This window comes from Janthinobacterium sp. MP5059B, from assembly GCF_001758645.1.
Taxonomy (GTDB): Bacteria; Pseudomonadota; Gammaproteobacteria; order Burkholderiales; family Burkholderiaceae_D; genus Janthinobacterium; species Janthinobacterium lividum.
In genome coordinates this window covers 271,066-295,108 of the sequence record NZ_LRHX01000007.1, presented here as the reverse complement: position 1 = coordinate 295,108, position 24,043 = coordinate 271,066, and the positions used below count along the sequence as shown (strand labels likewise).

16 protein-coding genes are annotated in these 24,043 nt (G+C 63.2%); 3 read left to right on the top strand and 13 right to left on the bottom strand.

Features of this window, described 5'->3' with window-relative positions:
• Positions 1-21: 21 nt before the first annotated feature.
• Positions 22-1,902, top strand: a complete 1,881-nt coding sequence (pepF, locus tag JAB1_RS11825; RefSeq protein ID WP_070280051.1) for an oligoendopeptidase F — start codon at positions 22-24, stop codon at positions 1,900-1,902.
• Between the two features lie 65 nt (positions 1,903-1,967).
• Here pepF and kefC read toward each other — a convergent pair whose 3' ends face one another.
• The 9 genes from kefC to hppD all read right to left on the bottom strand — a co-directional run bounded on the left by kefC (position 1,968) and on the right by hppD (position 18,215).
• Positions 1,968-3,788, bottom strand: coding sequence for a glutathione-regulated potassium-efflux system protein KefC (gene kefC / locus JAB1_RS11820; protein WP_070280050.1), 1,821 nt, complete (start codon positions 3,786-3,788; stop codon positions 1,968-1,970).
• 63 nt (positions 3,789-3,851) lie between these two features.
• On the bottom strand, positions 3,852-4,424 hold the full coding sequence (locus JAB1_RS11815) for a dual specificity protein phosphatase family protein (RefSeq protein WP_254672058.1): 573 nt from the start codon (positions 4,422-4,424) through the stop codon (positions 3,852-3,854).
• 10 nt (positions 4,425-4,434) lie between these two features.
• Entirely contained in the window at positions 4,435-5,580 is a 1,146-nt protein-coding gene (locus JAB1_RS11810; RefSeq protein WP_070280048.1) for a glycosyltransferase, read from the bottom strand.
• Positions 5,581-5,583: 3 nt separating this feature from the next.
• Positions 5,584-6,729, bottom strand: coding sequence for an ankyrin repeat domain-containing protein (locus JAB1_RS11805; protein WP_070280047.1), 1,146 nt, complete (start codon positions 6,727-6,729; stop codon positions 5,584-5,586).
• Between the two features lie 120 nt (positions 6,730-6,849).
• On the bottom strand, positions 6,850-8,649 hold the full coding sequence (locus tag JAB1_RS11800; protein ID WP_070280046.1) for a M14 family metallopeptidase: 1,800 nt from the start codon (positions 8,647-8,649) through the stop codon (positions 6,850-6,852).
• Positions 8,650-8,773: 124 nt separating this feature from the next.
• Positions 8,774-11,497 (bottom strand): TonB-dependent receptor, encoded by a 2,724-nt coding sequence (locus JAB1_RS11795; protein ID WP_070280045.1) that lies wholly within the window; start codon positions 11,495-11,497, stop codon positions 8,774-8,776.
• Positions 11,498-11,660: 163 nt separating this feature from the next.
• Complete coding sequence (locus JAB1_RS11790) at positions 11,661-13,172, bottom strand: S41 family peptidase (RefSeq protein ID WP_034783521.1); 1,512 nt, start codon at positions 13,170-13,172, stop codon at positions 11,661-11,663.
• A 123-nt stretch (positions 13,173-13,295) separates the two neighbouring features.
• On the bottom strand, positions 13,296-16,892 hold the full coding sequence (locus JAB1_RS11785; protein ID WP_070280044.1) for an indolepyruvate ferredoxin oxidoreductase family protein: 3,597 nt from the start codon (positions 16,890-16,892) through the stop codon (positions 13,296-13,298).
• A gap of 195 nt (positions 16,893-17,087) precedes the next feature.
• The gene (gene hppD, locus JAB1_RS11780; RefSeq protein WP_034783523.1) at positions 17,088-18,215 is read right to left on the bottom strand and encodes a 4-hydroxyphenylpyruvate dioxygenase; all 1,128 of its coding nucleotides are present in this window, start codon (positions 18,213-18,215) and stop codon (positions 17,088-17,090) included.
• A gap of 125 nt (positions 18,216-18,340) precedes the next feature.
• Between hppD and JAB1_RS11775 the strand changes: the two genes are divergently transcribed.
• The gene (locus JAB1_RS11775; RefSeq protein WP_034753092.1) at positions 18,341-18,865 is read left to right on the top strand and encodes an Lrp/AsnC family transcriptional regulator; all 525 of its coding nucleotides are present in this window, start codon (positions 18,341-18,343) and stop codon (positions 18,863-18,865) included.
• Here JAB1_RS11775 and JAB1_RS11770 read toward each other — a convergent pair.
• The 4 genes from JAB1_RS11770 to JAB1_RS11755 are packed head-to-tail and all read right to left on the bottom strand — an operon-like array spanning position 18,857 to position 23,400.
• Complete coding sequence (locus JAB1_RS11770; protein WP_070280043.1) at positions 18,857-19,561, bottom strand: GNAT family N-acetyltransferase; 705 nt, start codon at positions 19,559-19,561, stop codon at positions 18,857-18,859. The genes JAB1_RS11775 and JAB1_RS11770 overlap by 9 nt on opposite strands.
• The gene (locus JAB1_RS11765; RefSeq protein WP_070280042.1) at positions 19,558-20,670 is read right to left on the bottom strand and encodes a hypothetical protein; all 1,113 of its coding nucleotides are present in this window, start codon (positions 20,668-20,670) and stop codon (positions 19,558-19,560) included. The genes JAB1_RS11770 and JAB1_RS11765 overlap by 4 nt, the downstream gene beginning before the upstream one ends.
• 12 nt (positions 20,671-20,682) lie before the next feature.
• Positions 20,683-21,399, bottom strand: a complete 717-nt coding sequence (locus JAB1_RS11760) for a glutathione S-transferase family protein (RefSeq protein WP_034783529.1) — start codon at positions 21,397-21,399, stop codon at positions 20,683-20,685.
• A gap of 12 nt (positions 21,400-21,411) precedes the next feature.
• Positions 21,412-23,400: a lytic transglycosylase domain-containing protein gene (locus tag JAB1_RS11755; RefSeq protein WP_070280041.1), complete on the bottom strand. Its 1,989-nt coding sequence runs from the start codon at positions 23,398-23,400 to the stop codon at positions 21,412-21,414.
• A gap of 32 nt (positions 23,401-23,432) precedes the next feature.
• On the opposite strand from JAB1_RS11755, the gene JAB1_RS11750 reads away from it, so the two are divergent.
• Positions 23,433-24,032, top strand: a complete 600-nt coding sequence (locus tag JAB1_RS11750) for a 5-formyltetrahydrofolate cyclo-ligase (RefSeq protein ID WP_175445048.1) — start codon at positions 23,433-23,435, stop codon at positions 24,030-24,032.
• The last annotated feature ends 11 nt before the right edge of the window (positions 24,033-24,043 follow it).

Sequence of the window (24,043 nt, the reverse complement as noted above, 5' to 3'; positions counted from 1 at the left end):
CAGACCATGAATGGATACTGTATGCCGACAACCGCGCTCAAACGCCCCGTACTGACCCTGCTGGCCCTCGGCTTTGCCATCTCCACCGCCTTCGCCGCGCCGGCTCCCACCGACCGGCAAGCCGACCGCTGGGATTTGACGGCGCTGTATCAAAACGATGCCGCGTTCGACGCCGACGCGAAAAAGCTGTCGGCCCAGTTGCAGCAACTGGGCGCCTGCAAAGGGCAGCTGAAAGCCTCGCCGGCCCGGCTGAAAAGCTGCCTGGACCTGTACGCCGATGCGCGCAAGCGCGTCAACACGCTCACCACCTATGCGGCGCAGTACTACGACCAGGATACGGGCGACAGCAAGGGCAACCAGCTGAACCAGCGCGCCGCCCTGCTGGGCAACGATTTCTCCCAGGCGACGACCTTTCTGCAGCCGGAAATCCTTGCCCTGGGCAGCCAGCGCATCGATGCCATGCTGGCGAAGGACAAGGGCTTGCAGCTGTACCGTTTTCAATTTAGCAACATGCTGCGCAGCGCGCCACATACGCTCGACGCGGCTGGCGAGCAGCTGGTGGCGCAGTTTGGCCTGGCAACAAGCTCGGCCGCCAGCATCTACCGCACCCTGGCCAATGCGGAAATCCCGTGGCCGACCGTCACACTGTCGGACGGTACACAGGTGCGCCTCGACCAGGCGGCCTACACGAAATACCGCGACGATGACAAACGTGCCGACCGCAAGCTGGTGTTCGACGCCTTCTTCGGCAAGTGGAAGGAATATGAACGCACGTTCGGCGAAACCCTGTACGGCCAGCTGAAGACGGATGCCGCGTATGCGAAGGTGCGCCGCTATGCCGACTCGCAAAGCGCGGCGCTCGACGCCGACCATCTGCCGCCAGCCGTCTACCAGACCCTGATCGCGCAAACCAACGCCAATCTGCCCACCTTGCACCGCTACTTCAAGCTGCGCGCGCGCATGCTGGGCGTCAAGGACCTCGCGTATTACGACATCTATGCGCCGCTGCTGAAAAGCGACCGCACCTTCCCGCTGGCCGAAGGCAAGCAGATGATGCTGGCCTCCGTCGCGCCGCTGGGGCCCGACTATGTGAAGGCGCTCACCGCCGCCGTGGACGCGCGCTGGATGGATGTGTATCCGCGTCCGCGCAAGGTGGCGGGCGCATACATGAATGGCGACGCGTACGACGTGCATCCGTTCGTGCTCCTCAACTACACGGACAATTACGAAGCCGTCAGCACCCTGACGCACGAATGGGGCCACGCCATGCACTCGGTGCTGGCCAACAAGGCGCAGCCATCGATCTATGCACCGTACAGCATCTTTGTGGCGGAAATCGCCTCGACGACGAACGAGGCGCTGCTGCTCGACGCGCGCCTGAAGCAGGCCAAGGATGACGACGAGCGCCTCTTGTACCTGGGCGCGGCGCTGGAAAACCTGCGCGGCACCTTCTTCCGCCAGGCCATGTTCGCCGAATTCGAGGCGGCCATCCACGGCAAGGTGGACAAGGGAGAATCGCTGACGGGCGAAGAGATCACGGCCATCTATGCCGGCATCCTCAAGCGCTACCACGGCGAAGCGCAGGGCGTCATGACCATCGATCCCGCCTACGCGCTGGAATGGGCCTACGTGCCGCATTTTTATCACGGCTTCTACGTGTTCAAGTACGCCACCTCGATCGCGGCGGCACAGGATTTCGCGCAGCGCATCCTTGACAAGGAACCGGGCGCGCTGGCCGCCTACCTGAAGATGCTCGGCGCGGGCGGCTCGGCCTATCCATATGAACTGGTGAAGGCGGCCGGCGTCGACCTGGCCTCGCCGAAACCGTACCAGGCGCTGGTGGCGCGCATGAACGGCATCATGGACCAGATCGAGGCGATTGAGAGCCGCCGGGGGAAGTAAGTTTTAGCAAACCCCAAGCGAAGGCTGGGGTCAGACTCCCTCTATTGTTAGCGCAAGCCTCTGTGTTAGCGGTGTTGAGGGTCTGACCCCGAAGTTTCAGCCGCCGCAAAAGCCGCCGCATCGCTCTCGAACATGTCTTCCAGTTCCTCGCGCGCCTGGCGCGTGAGGGACATGACTTTTTGCTGGTCCTGGAAGTGCGGCGCCACTTCCAGCAGGGTTTTCAGGTTATGCCGGCCAAAGATGCCGGCCGCGCGCTGCGCCCGCTCAGGGCTGAAACCCACCTGCTGCAAGGTCTGCTCGCCCAGCAGCAGCGCCGCCGCGAACGTCTCGCGCTCGATCAGGGTCACGCCCCGCTTCATCAATTCATAGTAATGCGTGACGTTGCGCGCGCGCGCCAGAATCGTCAGTTCGGGCAGGCGCAGGCGCACGGCATCGACCAGGGCCAGGCTGTCATCCACGTTGTCGATGGCGATCACCAGCGCCCTGGCCTTCTCGATGCCGGCCGCCACCAGCAGATCCACGCGCGTGGCGTCGCCATAAAACACCTTGAAGCCGAACTTGCGCAGCAGATCGATCTGGTCCGGATCGTGGTCCAGCACCGTCACGCCGATTTTATTGGCCGCCAGCAGGCGGCCGATGATCTGGCCGAAGCGGCCGAAACCGGCGATGACGATGGGGTTGTCCTGCGCCTCGATATGGTCGTCGGGGCGGCGCTTCTTTTCGCCTTGCAGGCGCGGAGCGACGAATTTATCGTGCGCCAGCAGCAGCAAGGGCGTGGCCACCATCGACAGGGTCACCACCACGACCAGCAGCGCGGCCGTCTCCGGCGCAAACACGTGCGCGGCCTCGGCGGCGGCAAACACGACGAAGGCGAATTCGCCGCCCTGCGACAGCAGCAGCGCAAAGAACAGCTGCTGGCCGCGGGGAATGTCGACAAACTTCGACAGCAGGTACAGCAAGGCGATCTTGACCACCAGCAGCCCCGCCACCAGGGCCAGGATCAGCAGGGGCTGGGCGCGCAGCACGCCGAAATCGACGGACATGCCGACGGCGATGAAAAACAGGCCCAGCAGCAGTCCCTTGAACGGCTCCAGGTCGGAAATGAGTTCATGGCGGTATTCGGAATCGGCCAGCAGCACGCCCGCCATGAAGGTACCCAGCGCCATCGACAAGCCCACCGATTCCATCAGCACGCAAATGGCGATCACCAGCAGCAGGGCGAAGGCCGTGAAGATTTCGCGCAAGTCCGTCCTGGCGATGAAGCGCAGGATGGGGTTTACCAGGAAGCGCCCGCCGATCACCAGGGCGGCCAGCACGGCGGCCAGCTTGGCCACGCGCAGCCAGCCCGGCTCACCGCTATGCGTGACCAGGCCGCCCAGCAGCGGCACCAGCGCGATCATGGGAATGGCGGCGATATCCTGGAACAGCAAGATGGAAAAGCCCGCGGAACCGGCCGGCGTCGTCATCAGCTTGCGTTCGCCCAGGGTAGCGAGCACGATGGCCGTCGACGACAGCGACAGCCCCAGCGCGCCCACCAGCGCGGTGCGCCAGTCCACGCCAAAGGCCATGGCCACGGCGCACAAGCCCGCGCTGACGACACCCACCTGCGCCCCGCCCCAGCCAAAAATCGGACGGCGCAGCAGCCACAATCGTTTGGGTTCCAGCTCCAGGCCGATCAGGAACAGCAGCAGCACCACGCCGAATTCGGAAAAGCTGAGGATCACTTCGACATTCTTGATCAGGCCCAGGCCCCAGGGACCGATAACGACGCCGGCCACCAGATAACCCAGCACGGCGCCCATGCCCAGGCGCTTGGCCAGCGGCACCATGATGATGGCGGCAACCAGGTAAAACAGTATGTTGATGAGAAAGCTATGGTGTTCCATGCGGGTTCCGGAAAAACGTGACTGGAATCGCAATCATGCCTGAAGTGGCGCGCCAGCGGGGTATCAGGGTTGCGGCGCATCGATACGTGCGCGTAGTTCGTCGACATTCACGCGCTGGAGGTAGCTTTCGATATTCTTCCACACGGCGTGGTAGCCGTAACCGCCATTTTTCAGCTCGTCGATCGCCTTTTCGCGCGGCCAACCCTGGTACAGCATGCGATACATGGCGGCCATCATGCCGGTGCGGTCGGCGCCGTGCAGGCAGTGCAGCAACACGGGACCGTGCTGTCCGGCGGCGCGGATGGCACGCATGGTGTCGATCACATGCCGGTCGCGGATGGCCCAGGTATTGATGGGAATACGGACGGCGCGGATGCCGCTGCCTTCCAGCACCTGCGTATCGGAGTGGAAGGAGCGCAGGCTGATCACCGTCTTCACGCCCAGCGCCTGCAGCTGGGCCACGTCGGCGCTGTCCAGCCTGGCGCTGCGGTACAGGACGGGCGTGACCTGGTGCAGGTTCGACACCTGCGGCAACGGCGTGGCCCAGTCCGGATGGCGTGGCGGCGATGGCTGCGCCCCTGCGGGCGCGGCGGCCAGCCCCAGGGCGAGCGTCAAAAGTAATGCATGCAACATCATGGCTTCCTTGTTATTGACGAATGGCGCCAGCGCGCAGCACCTGCGCCAGTACGTCCAGAGCGGCGCGCGGGCGGCCCAGGGCCAGCGCTTTCGCGCGCATCGATTGCAACTGCTCGGGATGATCGAGCAGCAGGCGCACGCGGTATTCCAGGGTGACGGCATCGAATGCCTTCAGGGCCACGCCCTGCTCCAGCAGATAGTCGGCATTGCGCTCTTCCTGCCCCGGAATCGGCGAGTTGACGATCATGGGCAAGCCCAGGGCCAGGCATTCGGAGGTGGTCAGCCCGCCCGGCTTGGTGATCACCAGGTCGGCGCACGCCATCAGGCGCTCGACTTCGCTGGTAAAGCCTTGCGCCAGCAAGCGGCCCGGATACTGGCCGGCCAGTGTCTGCAGCACCGCCAGCGCGGCGGCGTTTTTCCCCGCCAGTACGATCAGCTGGAAGTCGCCCGGCAGCGCCAGCAGGCGCGCGGCGACCGTTTCAAGGCTGCCCAGTCCCGCCCCGCCGCCCATCAGCAGTATCGTCGTGCGCTGCGGGTCAAGGCCAAACGCCTGCGCGCACGACACGCGGTCGGGCACCTGCGCAAACGCGGGCATGATGGGGATGCCCGTCACGTGGATGCGTTCGGCGGGGATGCCTTCGTGGCGCATGCGGAACGCCACTTCGTCGGTGGCGGCAAAATATCCCTGCATCTGTTCATGCACCCACATGCGGTGCAAGTCGAAATCCGTGACTTGCACCCAGACGGGGCAAGCCAGCTGCTGCTGGCGCAGCGCGCGCGACAGCAGTTCGGCCGGCAGGAAATGCGTGCAGATGATGGCGTCAGGCTGGAAGGCGGCGATCTGCGCCATCAGCGCACGCGTGTTGAGGCGCTCGACGCCACGGCGCAGGCGCTGCATGGTGCTGTCGCGCGGCGCATCGTGGGTGGCGTGATACAGATAGCCCCACAGCGCGGGGGCCTTGTTGACCAGCTTGATATAGAAATCCGTGTACAGCTTGCGAAATGCAGGCGTGACGAAGTCCATCACGTCGAGATGCAGGACCAGCGCCGCAGGGCCAGCGCCGCCATCGCGCGACGCATACGCCTCGATGGCTTGCGCCGCGCGCATGTGGCCGGCGCCGGCCGAGACGCTCAGGAGAAGAATTTTTTTTGTCATGAGCTAGCCAATCACGGGGACAGGCAGGGCCGACACTTTCCAGCTGCCTTTGAGCTTGCGCTCCATCAAAGCCGGCAAGGTGCTGGCGTCGGGCGCGCCTTTTTTTGTGAACTTCACCGGCACCAGCAGATAGATGGTGACCTTGTCATCGTCGGCAATGTCTTCTTCCTCGGGCGCCGGATTCCAGCGCTTGTCGATGGCCAGCAGCGCATCGACGCCGTCCGGCCAGGCCAGGTCCGCCAGATGCGGATCGTCGCGCCGCAGCAGCTCGCCCGCGGCCAGGCTGGCCTGATCGAGCGTGCGCCGTCCCAGGCGTGCCAGCAGCGCCACCGGAAAACGCCATGGGCTGTGTTCCATGAAGCCGTGTACGGTCAGCGGCCAGCGGGCCGGCAGGCAGATGGCCAGTTCGGTCATCGGCGATTGCTGGAACAGGCCGACCGTAAACAGCAGCTTGAAATCGCTCTTGCCATCGATGCAGCTGATCCCCAGCGAAAAGCGCGCGTCGCCGCTGTCCGGGCTGAACACGGCCGGCAGCACCCAGCCGGCGCTGTTGTGCATGAAGGTGCGGATCGATTCCTGCGGCGAGGCGGCCGCCTGCTGCGGCACGTCGAGTATGCTGACGCCGCCGGCGGCAGCGAGCAATTGGGCGATCGCGGGAAAGCCCCAGCCGGTGGCGATATCGACCGGCGCCTGGTTCCAGCGCGTATGCAGGCGGTTCGGATTGGCGCCCCGCTGCAGCAGCAACGCGACCACGTCCTGATGGCCGCCAACGCAGGCGCTGTCCAGCGGCGACAGGATATTGTCCGGCAGGCCATCGACGGCAGCGCCATGCTCGAGCAGCCATCGGCAGGTATCGAGATGGCCATGGCTTGCCGCCGCGTCCAGCGGCGTATGGTTGCGGTAACCGGGCAAGGGCAGATCGATGTCCATGCCCAGCGACACGAGCAGGGCGCAGACGTCGCGGCTGCCGCCGGCCGCGGCCAGATGCAGCAGCGACTCACCGTCATCCATGTTGTAGCGGCGCAAGGTCAACAGCAGCGGCGTGGCCTGGAGCAGGCTGCGCACCTGCTCCACCTGATTCTCGCCCACGGCGTCGCAAAGGCGAAAAAATGTCTCCCGGTGCTGGTTATACAGTGTGTTATTACCCATTCCTCGTCTCTGCTCGTGCTGGCGGCGCCAGCATCGAGCGGAGAATAGCATTTTCTTTCGATTAATCTGCGCGATTTGACAACTCCCGTGTGCGCCGTGCGGCGACGCGCGTATTGAGCGTTACAAATCCATGAAACTGACAGGCGCCACGTCGACGCGCATGACCGGATACAGGTTCAGCCGCTCATCCCACGACGCGTGGCGGCGGGCGAAAAACTCCAGGCGCGCGCGCGGACTCTTTGCAAACTCGGGCTCGTCGGCCAGCTTCTGCCGGAACTGCGCGGCCAGCGCCGGGTCGGCCGCCAGCTGCGCGCGCGCCACATCCTCGGCCACATAGTCCTCCATGTATTCCTTGCGCTCGAACGCCGTGTTGAAGCTGCCCCAGGCCAGCAGCGAGTCGGGCGCGCGCGGCTCGAGCAGCGCCACCACCAGGCGCGCCTTCGGCTGGTTGACGGGCACGTACAGCGCGCCGGCATCGACGAGGCGCTCCTCTTTCTGCCACTCGCCCTGTACCGCCGCCGTCTGGCGTCCCTCGAACGACTGCGCGCCAAACTTGACGGCAGTGGCGCGGAAGACTTCCACATTCTGCCGGGCGAAGATGCTGCGCATTTCCTTGTAGGCGATGCCGTGCTGGCGCAACTTGGCGCCCACCATGGCCGCCTGCGCGCGCGGCACCAGGTAACCGGCCTTCGGTGCGCCCAGCTGCAGGTCAGGCACGATCTCGTCGCGCAGCGGCACGTTCCAGATTTGCGGTGTCTTTTCGTCATAGCGCGTCATCAGGGCGCCCGATACCTCGGACGGCGTGCGCGTGTAGGCATAGCCGCGAAACGCGATCATGCGGCTTTTCTCCGTGGTCTTGTAGCTGAGGGGCAGCGTACTGCCGGCCAGCTGCGTCGCGCGCAGGTCCGCTTCCATGGCGCTCTGCCGCCATGCGGCGCCGTGCTGCGCCATCTGCGACAGCAGGGAAATGATGGTATTGCGCGTGATGCGCACGCGAGTCGGGTAGTCCTTCCACGAGTGGGTTTCCACCAGCACGCCGAAACGGTTACGTAACAGGAAATAGCCGTGCGAAAAGCGCGGGTTCGGCGTCGAATCGACAAAACCCGACTGCGGATTGTCTTCTTCGGCAAACGACATGTAGAACGGCTTCGGATCGGAACCCAGCTTTGCCAGGTCGGCCAGCACGCCGTCGCGCAGCGCCGTTCCCGCCGCGCGCAAGGCCGCCTCGCCCGCATGCACGGGTTCGACCTGGATCGAGATATCGGGTTCGAACTGCGCGCCGTCCGTCACGTGCAGGTCGACATACGCCAGCGGATCCCAGGCATTGACCAGCGCCAGCATGTGCTGCATCTCGGGAGAATCGGCCTTCATGTAGTCGCGGTTCAAATTGAAATTCTGCGCCGTGCTGCGCCAGCCCATTTCCTGCGGTCCCCGCTGGTTCGGGCGGTTCCACGCACCGAAGCGCTCATGGCCATCGACATTAAACACGGGCACGAACAGCACCACCTGCTTGTCCAGCGCGCCGGCGGCCGCCTTGCCTTCCAATACTTCGCGCAGGGCCAGGAAACCCGCATCCTTGCCGTCGATTTCCCCCGCATGGATACCGCCCTGCACCAGCAGCACCGGTATCTTGCGCAGCCTGGCCGCGTCCGGCGTCAGCGCGCCCGTGTTGGAAACGGCCAGCGCCAGCATGGGGCGGTTTTCCGGCGTGCGGCCAAATTCAAAGCAGCGCACCTGTTTCGGATGGTGGTCTTCGAAGCGCCGGCACAAGGCTTCCACTTCCTCGTAGCGGCCCGTATTCCTGAAACCCGAGTACTCGGCCTCCGTCTTCAGGGAAAACAGCCGCATATCGCGTGCGGCGTGCGCGTTGACGGAAAACAGGGAAAACACGGCGGCGGACAGCAGGGCACGGCGTAGCATCGGACTAGCTCCATCAAGAGGGACAAGCGGGCAATTATAGAGTGGCGGTCAGGTAAAAACGCAGCGGCAAATAAAAAAGCCGGAACAGCGTCAGCTGCTCCGGCCTTGCTCTGGCAAGCGTGAGTTACGAGCCAAAGTGGTAGTTGAACTCGACCCACCCCTGGCGTCCCTGCGGGCTGAAACTGCCCACCGGGTAGTACGGCCAGCCTCCGCTCGTGTCGCGCTTGATCTTGTCGAAGACGTTGTTGACGATCAGCGACAAGGTGGCGCGGTCGTTGATGCGGTACACGGTGCTGATATTGGCCAGCGCCGTCGGCGTCAGATAGGCCGTGCTGGCGGCGTTCGGGATCTTGCCGTAGCGGCTGACCAGCAGAGTGTTCGACCAGTCGCCCGCGCTCCAGTTCACGCTCAGGTTCAGCTTGTCGGGCCAATCCATGTTCGTCAGCGATTTCGTCTCGTCGATCTCTTCGTCGCCGACGAATTGCTGCGACTTCTTGCTCAGCACCTTGGCGTAGTTGGCCTTGAAGGCGAAACGGCCATAGTCCGCCGTACGCAGCAGGTACTTCAGGCTCACGTCGATGCCGCTGCTGCTCTGCTTTGCCGCATTGATCGGATTGACGGTGATGGTCTTGATCTCGCCGGCGCGGTTCAGCGCATTCGCCGCGAAGCGCTCGACGCGGCCCAGGGTATCGACGCAGGTCGGCGAATTGATATCCGTCTTGCCCAGGCGGCAATCGGCTTCGTCGCGCAAGATCTTGTCGGAACTCAGGTTCGTCACGAGGTCATCGATCTTGATGTTCCAGTAGTCGACGGAGACGTCGAAGTTCGAGCTGGGCGACCAGACGGCGCCGACGCCAAACGACTTGCCTTTTTCCGACTGCAGATCCTTGCTGCCGTTCTGCACATAATCAGCGCCCGGCGACTTGTTGGCAAATTCGCAGCCTTCGATGGCCTGGCCGGCCGCGCCGCAGCGGTAGTAGTCGGTGGTGCTCGAGTAGTAACCGGTGCCGCGCGCCTTGTAGATGTAATTCATGTCCGGCGCGCGGAAGCTGGTAGCGTAATTGGCGCGGAACAGCAGCTCAGGCGCGGGACGCAGTTCCAGGCCGCCGTTGTAGGTGAACTTGCCCTCATGGCGGCCGGCAAAGCTGTAGCGGTCGTAACGGCCGGCCAGGGTACCGGTCAGCTTTTCATGCAGCGGCAGATTCAATTCCGCCCCCAGCGCATAGCGGGTACGCGTGCCGGCCGTGATATCGGATTTGGTGGCGACGTTGAAGTAACCGTCGTTCAGGCGCGCATCGGGCACATTGCTGAAGCCCTGCTTGCCCACTTCGGCGATGGTGGCGATCTTCGCCACGCCGGCGGGCAGCTGGAACAGGTCGCCATTTGTGGACAGGCTCAGGGTATTCGTCCAGGCCTTGTCGTCGCTGTCGGAATTGCCCGTGATGGTGTCGAATTCGGCCGCCGTCACGCGGCGCGACAGGCGGGCCGGATCCGGTGCGTAGATCGGCACGCCGGCAGCGTCGGTGCCCAGTTTCGGTCCCAGGAAGAAGCTGTCGATATTGGCCAGCGCGCGCGGCGTGTGGCTTTCGCTCTTGTACACCGAGGCATTGTAGTTCGCTTCATACTGCCAGGATGACGTACCGGGAATGCGGCCCTTGGCGCCCAGCGAGATGGCCGTGGCAAGGTCGTCCCACTTGCGGTTGTAGCGCTCCACGCCGCCCATTTCCTCGGGCGATATATAACGCGTCCACGCTTCGTAGCGATTCGTGTTCTGGTTGCGGAAATAGCTGCTGCCCGTCGATGACGACGTCCACGTCGGGCCGCGCGTGTTGTTCTCGGTCGAGTTCTTGCCGATCAGGATGTCGGCGAACAGGGTCGTTTCCGGCGACAGCTCATAGTTGGCGCTGCCGAACACGTTCTGGCTGCGGTTCTTGGTTTGCGTGGTCCAGTAAGTGGGGCCGACTTTCGGGCTGGCGCAATAGCTGCCGTTCTTCGCCTGGTACTTGACGACGCTGCCGCCGAACAGGTCGCCGAACTGGTTGCAGGTATCGCCCAGGTCCACGTAGCTGCCGGAGGTGCCCGCCTGGACCACGCGGCGCGAGGCGATATTCGTCGGCGTGCCCGAACGGGTGGCCATGAAGTCGCGCTGCAGGCTCGACAGCGGATCGCGCTGGCTCAGCTCCAAGCTGAACAAGGTATGCAACTTGTCGAAATTGCCGCCGCCTGTCAGTTGCACGCGCTGGTTGCCGGCGCCGCCACGCGTGGTGCCGCCCGCCTTGACATTGATGTCGAAACCTTCCGTCTGCTTTTTCAGGATGACGTTGACCACGCCGGCGATCGCGTCGGAACCATAGATGGCCGAAGCGCCGCCGTTGAGGATCTCGATGCGGTCGACAATGCTCGACGGGATATTCGCCAGGTTGGTGAAGTTGACCGTGCCTTCGTAGGCGACGGGGAAGTCGGCCAGGCGGCGGCCGTTCAGCAGGATCAAGGTGTGGTTCGGGCCCAGGCCGCGCAAGCTGATGGTATTGGCCGACGGCGTGAACGTATTGCCGAAGTCTTCGCCTTGCGTAAAGCCGCTGTTCTGTACCTGGTTGGTCAGCGCATCGAAGACGTTCTTGTACCCTTGCTTGGTGATTTCATCCCCCGTCAGGATGGTGACGGAAGACGGGCCTTCCAGGCTGGCGCGGGGAATCCGCGAACCGGTGACCACGACGGCTGGCGGGGTGGCCGCCGGCTGCTGATCCGCTGCGGGCGCTTGCGTTTGCGCGTGCACCTGCCATGCGGAACCGCCCAGGATAGCCAGTACGGCTACGGTGAGCGGTGGTAACTTGAATTGTATAGGCATCTTTGCGCTTCTCAAGGTTAGGGAGAAGGCGAAAGATATCAAAATGCCAGTAATTACAGAACGAATGGATTCATCTTTCTATATATCAAAATTGTTATATAGAAAGATTTATGAGCAGGAAAACGCCACGCGCCTTTTCTGGCACATGGCAGGAACGTGCGCCTTAACGGCGAATGATGGCAATTTCCTTGTAGGCCGGGCGCAGCAGGCGCGTGGCCGTGTCGGCCGGACTCTCGATTGAACCCAGCAGTCTGAGCGCGCCCGTGGCCGGCGTGCAGCTGCCACTGCTGCGGTAGCGCAGCGCCGCCGCCAGCATGCCTTCGGCCGCGTCGCCCAACTGGTGCTGGTAATCGTCCGCCACGTCGCAGGTCGGCGCCATGCCATCGGCAAAGTCGCCAAAGCCCTTGGCATTGACGCCCTGGAACTGCACGGCAAAATACGTGGTGCCGCAATTCGGCGCGGGAAAGAAACCGTAGGGCTTGCCGCACGTCGTGCCGCCGATCAGGTTGACCTGCACGTCCACGCCGCGCAAGCCGTTGATGATCGCTTCGCTGGCCGAACAGGTATTGCCGGTTGTCAGCAAGGTCACGCGCTTGAGACCCAGCGAAGGCAACGGCGTTCCCTTGGCGAGGGGATTCGGGCCGCCGAAGCCCTGGCTTTGCGCATGGAATGGCACGGGCGCTTCCGGCCGGGTCTTGTCATTGAAGAGCACCTGCTCGAAGGTCTTGCCGGTCGTAAGTTGCGGGCCAGCAATCATGTAAGCGAGTTCACTGGCGACATCCAGATAACCGCCGCCGTTGTAGCGCACATCGAGCACCAGGTCGCTGATGCCGGCCGCCTGGAAGCGGGTCATGGTCTCGATCAGCTGGCGTTCGGCCACATTGTTATGCGTATTGAAGGTCAGGTAGCCCACCTTGCCCGTGGGCGTGTCGATGATGCGCTCGTTCTGCACGGCGCTGGTGCTGACCTCCACCGCCTGCAGGCTCACGGAGATGGACGCCCCATTGCGGCTGAACGCCAGCGTATGCGTGCCTTGCGCTGCAGGGAAGAGGCCGGCGTTGAGGATATCTACGCTGGCCGTGTCGGGGGCATTGACGAAATCGACGCCATCGACGGTTTGCAGCACGTCACCGCGCCGCAAGCCTGCCAGTGCCGCCGGCGAGCCTGGCTCGACAATGGTGACCACCGCCTTGCGCGGCGGCGTGGTGCGCGTCAGCGCCAGCAGCATGCCGTAGCCCAGTTCCACGCCATTGAGCGAGGCTTCCCATTCCGCCGTCGTATACGTGAAATGGAACTGGTCCTTCGGCTTGCCGGACGCCGTCGTGGCCGTCGTTTTCAGCACATCGAAGTACGCCTTGGCCGTGGTGAAGCTTTGCGGCAGGTAGGTGGTCGGCACTTCGCGGTACCACAGATACGTTTCATCGATCCAGCTGCGCACCCACGTCTGTTCATTGAGCAAGGTGCCCGGCTTGTCGATGCTGCTGCCGCTGCGCGGCGCCTCGCAGCGGTTCGCCACCGTGGATGAAGCGACCAGCGCCGTCGGCCCCGTCGGCCCGGTTGGAGTCAAGGGCGGGACGACGGGCGCGCCGTCGCTGCTGCCGCCTCCGCCTCCGCCGCAGGCACTCAACACTAATACGAGGGACACAGCGAGGGAACGACGGCGCAGGGAATGCATGACAAACTTTCCGAAAAGAAATTATCTAAAAATTATAATGCGTTTTCACAGCAGGCGTTGTTTTCTTTGACACAAAAAAATGGCGCCCGCAGGCGCCATTGCTACAGCGTGGAGTTCACCCCATCACGCCACGGTGGCCGCCACGGGCGCAGCCACGACGGGCGGCAGCGGCGTCGGCGCATTGAAGGCGATCAGCAAACTGGCTTCCTTCTCTTTCGCCGCCTTCAAATGACGCTCCTTCACATGGCCATAGCCACGGATGTCTTCCGGAATGCTGGCAATCGCCACTGCTTGCGCCAGCTTGGCCGTCGTCAGTTTCGGCAGCAAGCCGCCTACCGTCGCGCGGTACTCAAGAATCAGCGCGCGCTCCATCTTGCGCTCTGCCGTATGGCCGAACACGTCGAAGGCCGTGCCGCGCAAGCCCTTGAACTTGGCCAGCACGCCAAACGCCTTCATCATCCACGGGCCGAATTCCTTCTTCACCAGATGGCCCTGGGCGTCCGTCTTGGCCATGATCGGTGGCGCCAGGTGGAACTTGAGCTTGATGTCGCCTTCGAACATGGCGGCGATCTTCGCCTGGAAGGCGCCGTCCGTGTACAGCCGCGCCACTTCATACTCGTCCTTGTAGGCCATCAGCTTGTAGAAGTAGCGGGCCACGGCTTCCGTCAGGCGCAGCTGCGGGCCATTCAGGGCGCTTTCGGCGGCGCGCACCTGGCCGACGAAGTCCAGGTACTGCTGCGCATACGCGCGGTCCTGATAGGCCGTCAGCAGGGCCACCCGTTTTTCGATGATGTCGTCGAGCGTGTCGATGCGCTTGAATTCGACCACCTTGGCTGGCGTTGTCATGCGTACCAGGCTGGCCGCATCGTGGGCGCCGGCGCGGCCCCAGTTGAAGGCGGCCTTGTTGAACGCCACCGAGACGTTGTTCAAGTCGATGGCCTTCATGATGGACGCTTCGCTCAATGGCACTTTGCCCTTTTGCCAGGCGTAGCCCAGCATGAACATATTCGTCGCAATCGAGTCGCCCATCAGCGCCGTGGCGATCTGGCCCGCGTCGATAAAGTCCACGTGGTCGTTGCCGCACGCTTTTTCGATTTCCATGCGCGCGGAAGCGCCGGGGAATTGCCAGTCAGGGTTCTTCACGAAGGCAGCCGTCGACGAACTGGTCGAGTTGATCATGGCCCAGCTGCGTCCTTCACCCATGCGCGACAGGGCGTCGCGGCTGGCCGTGACGATCAGGTCGCAGCCGATCACGAGATCGGCCGCACCGGTGCCGACGCGCGTCGAGTGGATATCTTCCTGGCGGTCCGCCAGGCGCACGTGCGACATGACAGGGCCGCCTTTTTGCGCCAGGCCGCTCATGTCCAGCACGGAACAGCCCTTGCCTTCCACGTGGGCCGCCATGGCCAGGATCTGGCCGACGGTGACGACACCCGTGCCGCCGATGCCGGTGACCAGAATGCCGAACGGCTCGGCCGTCGATGGAATCGTCGGCGTCGGCAAGGCCGGTACGGCTGGCGCATCCTTGTCGGCGGTAGCCGCTTTTTTCGGCTTTTTCAGGCCGCCGCCTTCCACCGTCACGAAGCTCGGGCAGAAGCCCGTCGTGCACGAGAAATCCTTGTTGCAGGACGACTGGTTGATCTGGCGCTTGCGCCCCAGTTCCGTTTCCAGCGGTTCCACCGACAGGCAGTTCGATTGCACGGAACAGTCGCCGCAGCCTTCGCAGACGGCTTCGTTGATGACGGCGCGCTTGGCCGGGTCCGGATATTCATTGCGTTTGCGGCGGCGGCGTTTTTCCGAGGCGCAGGTCTGGTCGTAGATCATGGCCGACACGCCGGGCATATCGCGCAGTTCGCGCTGCACGTCCATCAGTTCCGAGCGGTGGCGCACGGTGACGCCTTCGGCCCAGGCGTAATCGTCCGGGTATTTTTCCGGTTCGTCCGTGACGACGATGATCGGGCCCACGCCTTCGGCGGCGATCTGGCGCGAAATGATGGCCGGAGACAATGGCCCGTCGAATTCCTGGCCGCCCGTCATGGCCACCGCATCGTTGAACAGGATTTTATAGGTGATGTTCACCTTGGCCGAGACGGCCGCGCGGATGGCCAGGATGCCCGAGTGGAAATACGTGCCGTCGCCGAGGTTGGTAAACACGTGCTTTTCATTCGTGAACGGCGCCTGCCCCACCCACGTGACGCCTTCGGCGCCCATATGGGTAAATGTCGACGTTTCGCGGTCCATCCACAGCACCATGTAGTGGCAACCGATGCCGGCCAGCGCGCGCGAGCCTTCCGGCACCTTGGTCGAGCTGTTGTGCGGGCAGCCGGAGCAGAAGAACGGCGTGCGGTCCTTTTGCGGATCGGGTTTCACGCTGATGGCCTTGAGGACGTTTTCCTTCGCTTCCAGGTAGGCGATGCGTTCCTTCACGCGCTGCTCCACCGGGTGGCCCGCGTAATAGCGCGAAATGCGGCTGGCAATCGCGCGCGCGATCATGGCCGGGTTCAGCTCATACGTGGCCGGCAGCAGCCAGTCGCCGTGACCCGTGCCCTTCTGGTTGCTCCACTCGCCCGTGTCGTCGAACTTGCCGACCACGCGCGGACGCTCGCCGTCTTTGAGGTTGTAGAGTTCTTCCTTCAGCGCGTATTCGAGGATCTGGCGCTTTTCTTCCACCACGAGGATTTCATCGAGGCCCTTGGCAAATTCGTGCACGCCATCCGCTTCCAGCGGCCACGTCATGCCGATCTTGTACAGGCGGATGCCGATGTCGGACGCCGTCTGTTCGTCGATGCCCAGGTCAGCCAGCGCCTGGCGCGTGTCGAGGTAGGATTTGCCGGCCGTGATGATGCCGATGCGCGCCTTCGGGCTGTCCCAGATGATTTTATTGAGCTTGTTGGCACGCGCATACGCCAGCGCCGCATACCATTTGTAGCTATTCATGCGTACTTCTTGTTCCAGCACCGTGTCGGGCCAGCGGATGTTCAGGCCACCGGCCGGCATCTCGAAGTCGGTCGGCAGGGTGATCTGCACGCGGTCCGGGTCGAAGTCGACGGCGGCGCCCGACTCGATGATGTCGGTCACGCATTTCATCGACACCCACAGGCCCGTGTAGCGGCTCATGGCCCAGGCGTGCAAGCCGTAGTCGATGTATTCCTGCACCGACGACGGATACAGCACGGGGATGCCGCAGGCGTTCAGGATATGGTCGGACTGGTGCGCCGTGGACGAGGACTTGGCCGCATGGTCGTCGCCGGCCAGCACCAGCACGCCGCCATGCTTGGCGGAACCGGCGTTATTCGCGTGCTTGAACACGTCGCCGCAGCGGTCGACGCCGGGACCCTTGCCGTACCACATGCCGAACACGCCATCGTATTTCGCGTCTTCGAACAGATTCGTTTGCTGCGTGCCCCAGACGGCCGTGGCGGCCAGGTCTTCATTCAGGCCCGGGTGGAATTTGACGTGGTGCTCATCGAGGTATTTCTTGGCCTTGATCGCCGTCATGTCGACGGACGTCACAGGCGAACCGCGGTAACCGGTGATGTAGCCGGCCGTATTCAGGCCAGCCTTCAGGTCGCGCTCGCGCTGCAGCATCGGCAGGCGGATCAGCGCTTGCGTGCCCGTCATGAAGGCGCGGCCACGCTCCAAGGTGTATTTGTCGTTCAGGGAAATTTCAGACGCGTGCGCGCCCGGCTCAAGACTCGAGCCCATGATTGGTGCATTCATTACTTGTCTCCATTATTCTCTGTGCTACGCGTGCAAAGTCGGTTGAACTCACACGTACCGGCCGCGCTTTGTGAGCATGCCGGTGCGGAAAAATGACTTGTTTGTCGTAGACTACCACAGGAATGCGCGCAGTTCTTTGCTGCGCTGCACTCCCGGGCCGGTACTCTTTTTACTACTATTTGTTACAAAGCAACATTACGCCGCGTTCGTATCTTTCAGCACGCCGCGCTTGATCTGGTCCAGCTCGATCGATTCGAACAGGGCGCGGAAATTGCCTTCGCCGAAGCCCTGGTCGCCCTTGCGCTGGATGATCTCGAAGAAGATCGGGCCGATCACCGTCTGCGTGAAGATTTGCAGCAGCAGTTCGCGTTCGTTTTCCGTGCTGTGGCCATCGATCAGGATGCGCAGGCGGCGCAGTTCTTCCAGCTGCTCGCCGTGGTTCGGCAGGCGGCGGTTGACCAGCTCATAGTAAGTTTCAATCGTGTCCTGGAAATCGATACCCGTATCGCGCATGCCTTGCACGGAGCCGTAGATATCATCGGTGCCCAGCGCGATATGCTGGATGCCTTCGCCATGGTACTGGTCCAGGTATTCGGCGATCTGCGACTTGTCGTCCGACGATTCGTTGATCGGGATGCGGATCTTGCCGCATGGCGAAGTCATGGCTTTCGACTTCAGGCCCGTATGTTTGCCTTCGATATCGAAGTAGCGCACTTCGCGGAAGTTGAACAGGTTTTCATAGAAACCGGCCCATTCCTTCATGCGGCCACGGTGCACATTGTGCGTCAGGTGGTCGATATAGGTCAGGCCATGGCCGACCGGGTTGGCGACGGCGCCGGGAATGGCGACGAAGTCGACGTCATAGATGCTGATGTCGCCGATGCCGCCTGGTGCGGCCGCGTCCGGCTTGTCGGCGCCCTTGCCGCGCCAGCGGTCGACGAAGTACAGCAGCGAATCGCCCACGCCCTTGATGGCGGGGATATTCAGCTCCATCGGACCTGTTTTGTTATCGAACCCCCAGGCGCCCAGTTCCAGCGCGCGGCGGTACACGAAGGCCGCGTCGTCGACGCGGATGGCGATGGCGCACACGGACGGGCCGTGATGGCGGGCAAAACGCTGCGCGAACGAATCTTGTTCGGCATTGATGATGAAATTGATGTCGCCCTGACGGTACAGGGTCACATCCTTGTGGCGGTGGCGCGCGATGGCCGTGAAGCCCATGTTCTCGAACAGCTTGCCCAATGCTTTTGGGTCTGGTGCTGCATACTCGACGAACTCGAAACCATCGGTACCCATCGGGTTATCCCAAGGCTGAAATTGCATGATGTCTCCTCCAAGAAGTAGCGCACAGTATAGGCGCGGTCTGTGGGCATTAAATGCCAAAGATCTCCCGAACAATCATGATTTGCGCAATAATATTGCGTGAAACAAGAACCACCGGAGGAAGCATGAGCAAAATTACGCTGGATAAAACGGATCGCAAGATCCTCGCCGTCCTGCAGGCCGATGGCCGCCTGTCGAATCAGGACGTGGCCGAGCAGGTCAGCCTGTCGCCGTCGCCATGCTTGCGCCGCGTCAAACGGCTGGAAGAAGCGGGCGTGATCCGCCAGTACGTGGCCCTGCTGGACCCGGAAAAGATCGGCCTGGGGCTATTGGCCTACGTGAACGTGCGGCTGGAAAAGCACAGCGACGCCACCGCGCACAGCACGGCGCGCGTGCTGGCGCCCAATCTGGTGACGAACACGTCGCCGCGCGCCGACTTCGCCGTGGCCGTGGCGCAATGGCCGGAAGTGGTGGCCTGCTATGCGATGACGGGTGAGATGGATTACCTGCTGCGCGTGCACGTGGAAGACATGGAGCACTTTTCGCGCTTCATGATGGCGACGCTGCTGCGCCACCCGGCCGTGCTGGATGTGAAATCAAGCTTTGCCTTGCAGCGCATCAAGGATACGACGGCCCTGCCCTTATTGTGATGGCGGCCCGGGCTTCTTCCTACGCCCCGGCAAGCGATCCCACAGTTTGAACGCGGCGCGCGCGTTGGCCTTGAACGTGTAGTCGAACATGGCGAACTGTTCCTGCACGGCTTCCTGCAGCATGCTCGACGGGTTTGGCGGCAACAGTTTCAGGTATGCATCGGCTTCGCCATAGTCGCGCTGGATTTCCATGCCCGCCTTCTTGGCGATATGCATCATCGTCTTGTTCGACGACAAACAATGCATGTACAGGGTATCGACATCGTTGTTACGGCAGTGAATCGCCGCCCGCTCGAACAGCTTTGAACCGACCCCCATGCCGCGCATGGATTTCGACACGGACACGCCAAACTCGGCCACCTGCTCCTTGTCCGTGACGACACTTTTCGCCGGCGACTTGTCCTTCGGCGCGAACGCCAGATGCCCCACCCCCACCAGTTTGAACAGGCTGTTGTAGACGCCGTAGATCATGTCGCGCGAGAAATCCATCTTCTGCACGTACTGGGCCACCAATTCATCGGGCAAGGCGCTGCCGAAGCGCAGCAAGCGGTCGCTTTTCTCGAGCGACAGGAAATGCTTCATCATGCGGCGCCGGTCGCGCTCATGCAACTGCTTGACGAGCACGCTCGGACGCCCACCGCCGCTACGGCTGAGCCAGCGGCGAAACGGGTTCTGGAACAATTTGGGCAGGGTCATGGCAGTTCCCGGCTGCTGATCACGTTCGTGACGGCCTCGACCCGCGCAGCATGGATGACGGCCGGAATGCGCTTCGGTTCCTGTGCGCACGCTTGCGCCAGCGCACCCGCATCCACGCCGCGCACGGCCGCCAGCATGGCTTGCAGCCAGGCGGACTGTGGAAACACGGGATCCCGTGCATGCACATCGCAGGCGATGGCGTCCAGCATCTGCACGAAACGCTGCGGCTTGCGCAGTCCGTCACAGCGCTCGCACAAGCTCACCAGTTCCTCGGCGCTCAACGCCAGCGCGCCAGCGACCGCCGCCTGCTCGCGCGCCGCCATCACCGCCAGCTCGCGGCAGTCGTTGGGCACGCGCAGGCGCTCGCTCAGCACGTTGATCTGCGCCAACGGCACAGCCAGCATCAGTACGGCGAAGCGCACGGGCAAGTCATGACCTTGCGCAGCGGCATGGTCGATCACGTGCAGCAAGCGTTCGCTCAGCGCGATTTCCCCCATGATGCGCGCCAGGGCACCGCACTCGTGCAGCACCGTCAGCATGCGCGATGGATGGCTTTCCATCAGCCCCTTGGCCACTTCCTGCCACACGCGCTCGGCCACCAGGGCGTCGACTTCGCCGTCGGCCACCATGCGGCGCATCAGCTCCATGGTGGCGGGTGCGACAGTGAAAGTATGAAAACGGGCGGCAAAGCGGGCCAGGCGCAAGATGCGCACGGGGTCTTCGCCAAACGCGTCGGAGACGTGGCGGAAGATTTTGTTGCGAATATCCTCGATGCCGCCGAACGGGTCGGTCAAGGTCCCGTCCCCGGCTTGCGCGATGGCGTTGATGGTGAGATCACGCCGCACCAGGTCGTCTTCCAGCGTGACGTCGGGCGCCGTGTGGAAGACAAAGCCCCGGTAGCCGGGCGCCGTCTTGCGTTCCGTGCGGGCCAGGGCGTATTCTTCCTGCGTCTTCGGGTGCAGAAAGACGGGGAAATCCTTGCCGACGGGGCGGAAGCCCTGGCGCAGCATGTCTTCCGGCGTGGCGCCCACAACGACGTGATCGTGGTCTTTCACAGGCAAGCCCAGCAGTTGGTCGCGCACCGCGCCACCGACCGTGTATATCTTCATAACACTCTTTTCTTAATCAGGCAGTTCCGCGTCGTGCTTGGCAGCGACTTCCGTTTCCGCCAGCGCTTCCGTGATCCAGCGGGCCACGGCCGGGTGCGCCTGCACGCGCTCGCAATACGCGTTCAAGGCCGGCGCCAGGCTCACGCCGTACGTGCGGAAACGCATGACGACGGGCGCGAAATACGCGTCGGCGATGGAAAAGTCGCCAAACAGGAACTGGTGGTGGCCAAAACGGGACAGACACTCTTCCCAGATTTCGCTGATGCGGCCAATGTCGGCCTGCGCGGCGGCCGTGCGGCCCCGTCCCGGCAATTTCGCCTTGATATTCATCGACATATCCGTGCGCAAGCCGGCGAAACCGGAATGCATTTCCGCGCAGACACAACGCGCCATGGCGCGCGCGGCCACGTCTTGCGGCCACATGTGTTTATCGGGAAACTGCTCGGCCAGGTATTCGCAGATGGCCAGGCTGTCCCAGATCGTGATCTCGCCGGCCAGCAGCACGGGAACCCGGCCGCAGGCGGAATACTCGGCAATTTTGGTGGCCGTGTCGCTCTGGTCGAGCAGTACGCGCACTTCCTGGAACGGGATGCCGAAGGCCGTCATGGCCACCCACGGGCGCATCGACCACGATGAGTAATTCTTGTTGCCGATGATGAGGGTCAGGCCCGGTTCGCGCGCGGCGGCCAGGGTTTGCGTCAGGCTGGGATCAAGGATGGTCGTTTGCATGGTCGGCGAACTTTAGTTGGATGATGGCAAATCGGCAGAAACAGCGCTGTTTTTCGGCCCGACGGTACCCAGGCGAGCTTTCAGCGACTGCGGGCTCTTCTCGAACAGGGCCGCATAATAGGTGGCGTTGGCCATCACGTTTTTCACGTAGCCGCGCGTTTCCGTGTACGGAATGATCTCGGCAAAGACAGCGCCTTCCAGCGGACGCGTCATGGTGGCGCGCCAGATGCGCAAGCGCCCCGGCCCCGCGTTGTAGGCGGCGCTGGCCAGCACTTGCGAACCGTCGAGACCGCCAAGCACCATGTTCAGGTAATTCGTGCCCAGCAAGACGTTGGTGCGCACGTCGCTCAAGGTTTCCGTAACGAAATCGGTAAGGCCGATCTTCTTGGCGACATAACGGGCCGTCGACGGCATCACCTGCATCAGGCCGGATGCACCCACATGCGACTGCGCATCCATGATGAAGCGCGATTCCTGGCGGATCAGGCCATACACCCAGGCTTTATCCAGCCCCAGGGTTTGCGTGGCCGGATGCATGACGTCGTCATGCGGCGTCGGATAGCGCTGCGTATAGTCCACTTCCAGGCGCGTGCGGTCCGAGGTGTTGACCATGCGGTCGAGCACATTGTTCTGGCGCGCAAATTCCGCGGCCGCCAGATGCTGGCGGTCCGTCATCGAACGCAATTCCCAGTTCCACTCGCGCGTGCCTTCGAAGCGCAAGCGCATATTGAAGAATTTCAAGGCGCGCTGCAAGCCCGGATTGGCAGCCATGGCGGCGATTTCCGCCGGCGAAATCGGCTGGCCCGGCGGCGGCAAGACCAGGTGGTTGCCCAGCTCTTCATTGGCCAGCAAGCCATAGAAATTCGATTGCTCGGAAATCGTGCGGTACAGGGCGTCGGCCTGCGGGTTCGGGCGACCCGGCGTTTCCGCCTGCTGCGCGCGCGCCAGCCAGTAGACCCAGGTGGGGTCGGCGCGCAGCGAAGCCGGCATGGCCTGGATGGCAGCCTTCACGAGTGGCCAGTTGCCCTCGCGCAAGGCGATACGCGCCTTCCACTGCATCTGCTCCTGGGTCAAGGGCGCGCCATTGGTTTTTTGCCAATATTCAAATGCTTCCGGCGCCAGCGAATACGACGCTTGCAAGGCCAGGCTGGCCCAGCCGATGGCCTGTTCCTGCGGCGTCAGCTGCGCGCTGGCCTTTTGCAGGGCCACGACGCCCAGTTTCAAGGTGCTTTTCGCCATGCGGCCGACGGCCACCAGGTACATCTCATGGTCGGCGCGGCTGGCGCCCGGTCCCTTGGCCAGCACCAGCGCCGGCAAGTCGATGGCTTGCGCCATCTTCGCGTCGGACGCGCCCAGCAGCAGCGCGATGCGGCGCGCCGGGCCCGTGGCATTGGTCTGGCCCGCCAGGCGGATCTGCGCCCACAGGTCATTCGTGTCAAACTGGCCATTTTGCGCCAATGCCGCGATCAGGCTGCCGCACGCTTCGCCATAGCCAGGCGGCGAGACGAGCAGGTTGCGCGCCTCGGACGCCACGTTCTGGCCCTTGGCCGCGCGCGACATCAGCGCGTAGCACTTGAGCTGGGTGTCGTCGTCGAGGGCGAATTGCGGATATTGCTCATCGAATACGACCCAGTCGCGCTTGCGGCCCAGCTCCAGCAGCCAGTCGTTGCGGAAACGGTCGGCGATGGCGCTGCCCTTGTAGCGGTTCAGGTAATCGCGAAATTGCGCCTCGGTCAGCAGCTTGATGCGCGGTTTCAGCCGATAATAGTCAACATACGATGGAATCTGGTAATTCGTCAGGCGCCCCGCATAAAAGTCGGCTTTTTCGACGTCATCCTTGCGCGCGGCGTCGCGCAGCAGCAGGAAGGCATCGTCCTCGCTGCGCGTGTCGGGGGCGGCTGGGGCTACGGTGGCCGATACCTGGGCCAGGGCTGCCAGGGGAGACAAGGCCGATGCAACACACAGCATCGTGCCGGCAATCCATTTCAGTGGGGAAATCAATGTACGACTCTCAATCTTAACTTGATGGTGATATGAATAGCGACCCTAGAATAACATGCGATCCGGCTGCACGGCCACCCATTGCGCCACAGGACAAAGCCGGCTTGCGCAAGGCCCTGCTGGCGGCCCGGCGCGCCCTGCCCGACGCCACGCGAGTAACGTGGGATGCGGCCATCGCGCAGCGCCTGCTGGACTGGTGCGCGCAGGAAAACGTCGAGGAATTGGGCGTGTACTGGCCCCTGCATGGCGAGCCGGACTTGCACGGCGCCTATGCGCAGCTGGCCGCGCGCGGCGTGCAATTAAGCTTGCCGGTCGTGCTGGAAAAACATGCACCGCTGGCATTCAGCGACTGGACGCCGGGCGAAGCCATGGTCAAGGATGGCATGGGCGTGGCCGTGCCGGCCCGATTACGCCTGCGCCCGGCACCCGCCACCCTGCTGGTGCCCTGCCTGGGGTTTAATGGGGAACGCTACCGGCTCGGTTATGGCGGCGGCTATTACGACCGCACCCTGGCGCAGGTCCCCCGTCCGCGCACCCTCGGTATCGCCTATGCCTGCCTGGCGGCAAGCTTTCCCAACGGCGAATACGACATCGCCCTCGATCACATCGTGACCGAGGGCGATCTGTTCTGATAACAGCAGAA

Bases quoted from the DNA above. Each gene is read 5' to 3' on its own strand.
- pepF (WP_070280051.1), top strand. From the start codon at position 22: ATGCCGACAACCGCGCTCAAACGCCCCGTACTGACCCTGCTGGCCCTC.
- kefC (WP_070280050.1), bottom strand. From the start codon at position 3,788: ATGGAACACCATAGCTTTCTCATCAACATACTGTTTTACCTGGTTGCC.
- JAB1_RS11815 (WP_254672058.1), bottom strand. From the start codon at position 4,424: ATGATGTTGCATGCATTACTTTTGACGCTCGCCCTGGGGCTGGCCGCC.
- JAB1_RS11810 (WP_070280048.1), bottom strand. From the start codon at position 5,580: ATGACAAAAAAAATTCTTCTCCTGAGCGTCTCGGCCGGCGCCGGCCAC.
- JAB1_RS11805 (WP_070280047.1), bottom strand. From the start codon at position 6,729: ATGGGTAATAACACACTGTATAACCAGCACCGGGAGACATTTTTTCGC.
- JAB1_RS11800 (WP_070280046.1), bottom strand. From the start codon at position 8,649: ATGCTACGCCGTGCCCTGCTGTCCGCCGCCGTGTTTTCCCTGTTTTCC.
- JAB1_RS11795 (WP_070280045.1), bottom strand. From the start codon at position 11,497: ATGCCTATACAATTCAAGTTACCACCGCTCACCGTAGCCGTACTGGCT.
- JAB1_RS11790 (WP_034783521.1), bottom strand. From the start codon at position 13,172: ATGCATTCCCTGCGCCGTCGTTCCCTCGCTGTGTCCCTCGTATTAGTG.
- JAB1_RS11785 (WP_070280044.1), bottom strand. From the start codon at position 16,892: ATGAATGCACCAATCATGGGCTCGAGTCTTGAGCCGGGCGCGCACGCG.
- hppD (WP_034783523.1), bottom strand. From the start codon at position 18,215: ATGCAATTTCAGCCTTGGGATAACCCGATGGGTACCGATGGTTTCGAG.
- JAB1_RS11775 (WP_034753092.1), top strand. From the start codon at position 18,341: ATGAGCAAAATTACGCTGGATAAAACGGATCGCAAGATCCTCGCCGTC.
- JAB1_RS11770 (WP_070280043.1), bottom strand. From the start codon at position 19,561: ATGACCCTGCCCAAATTGTTCCAGAACCCGTTTCGCCGCTGGCTCAGC.
- JAB1_RS11765 (WP_070280042.1), bottom strand. From the start codon at position 20,670: ATGAAGATATACACGGTCGGTGGCGCGGTGCGCGACCAACTGCTGGGC.
- JAB1_RS11760 (WP_034783529.1), bottom strand. From the start codon at position 21,399: ATGCAAACGACCATCCTTGATCCCAGCCTGACGCAAACCCTGGCCGCC.
- JAB1_RS11750 (WP_175445048.1), top strand. From the start codon at position 23,433: ATGAATAGCGACCCTAGAATAACATGCGATCCGGCTGCACGGCCACCC.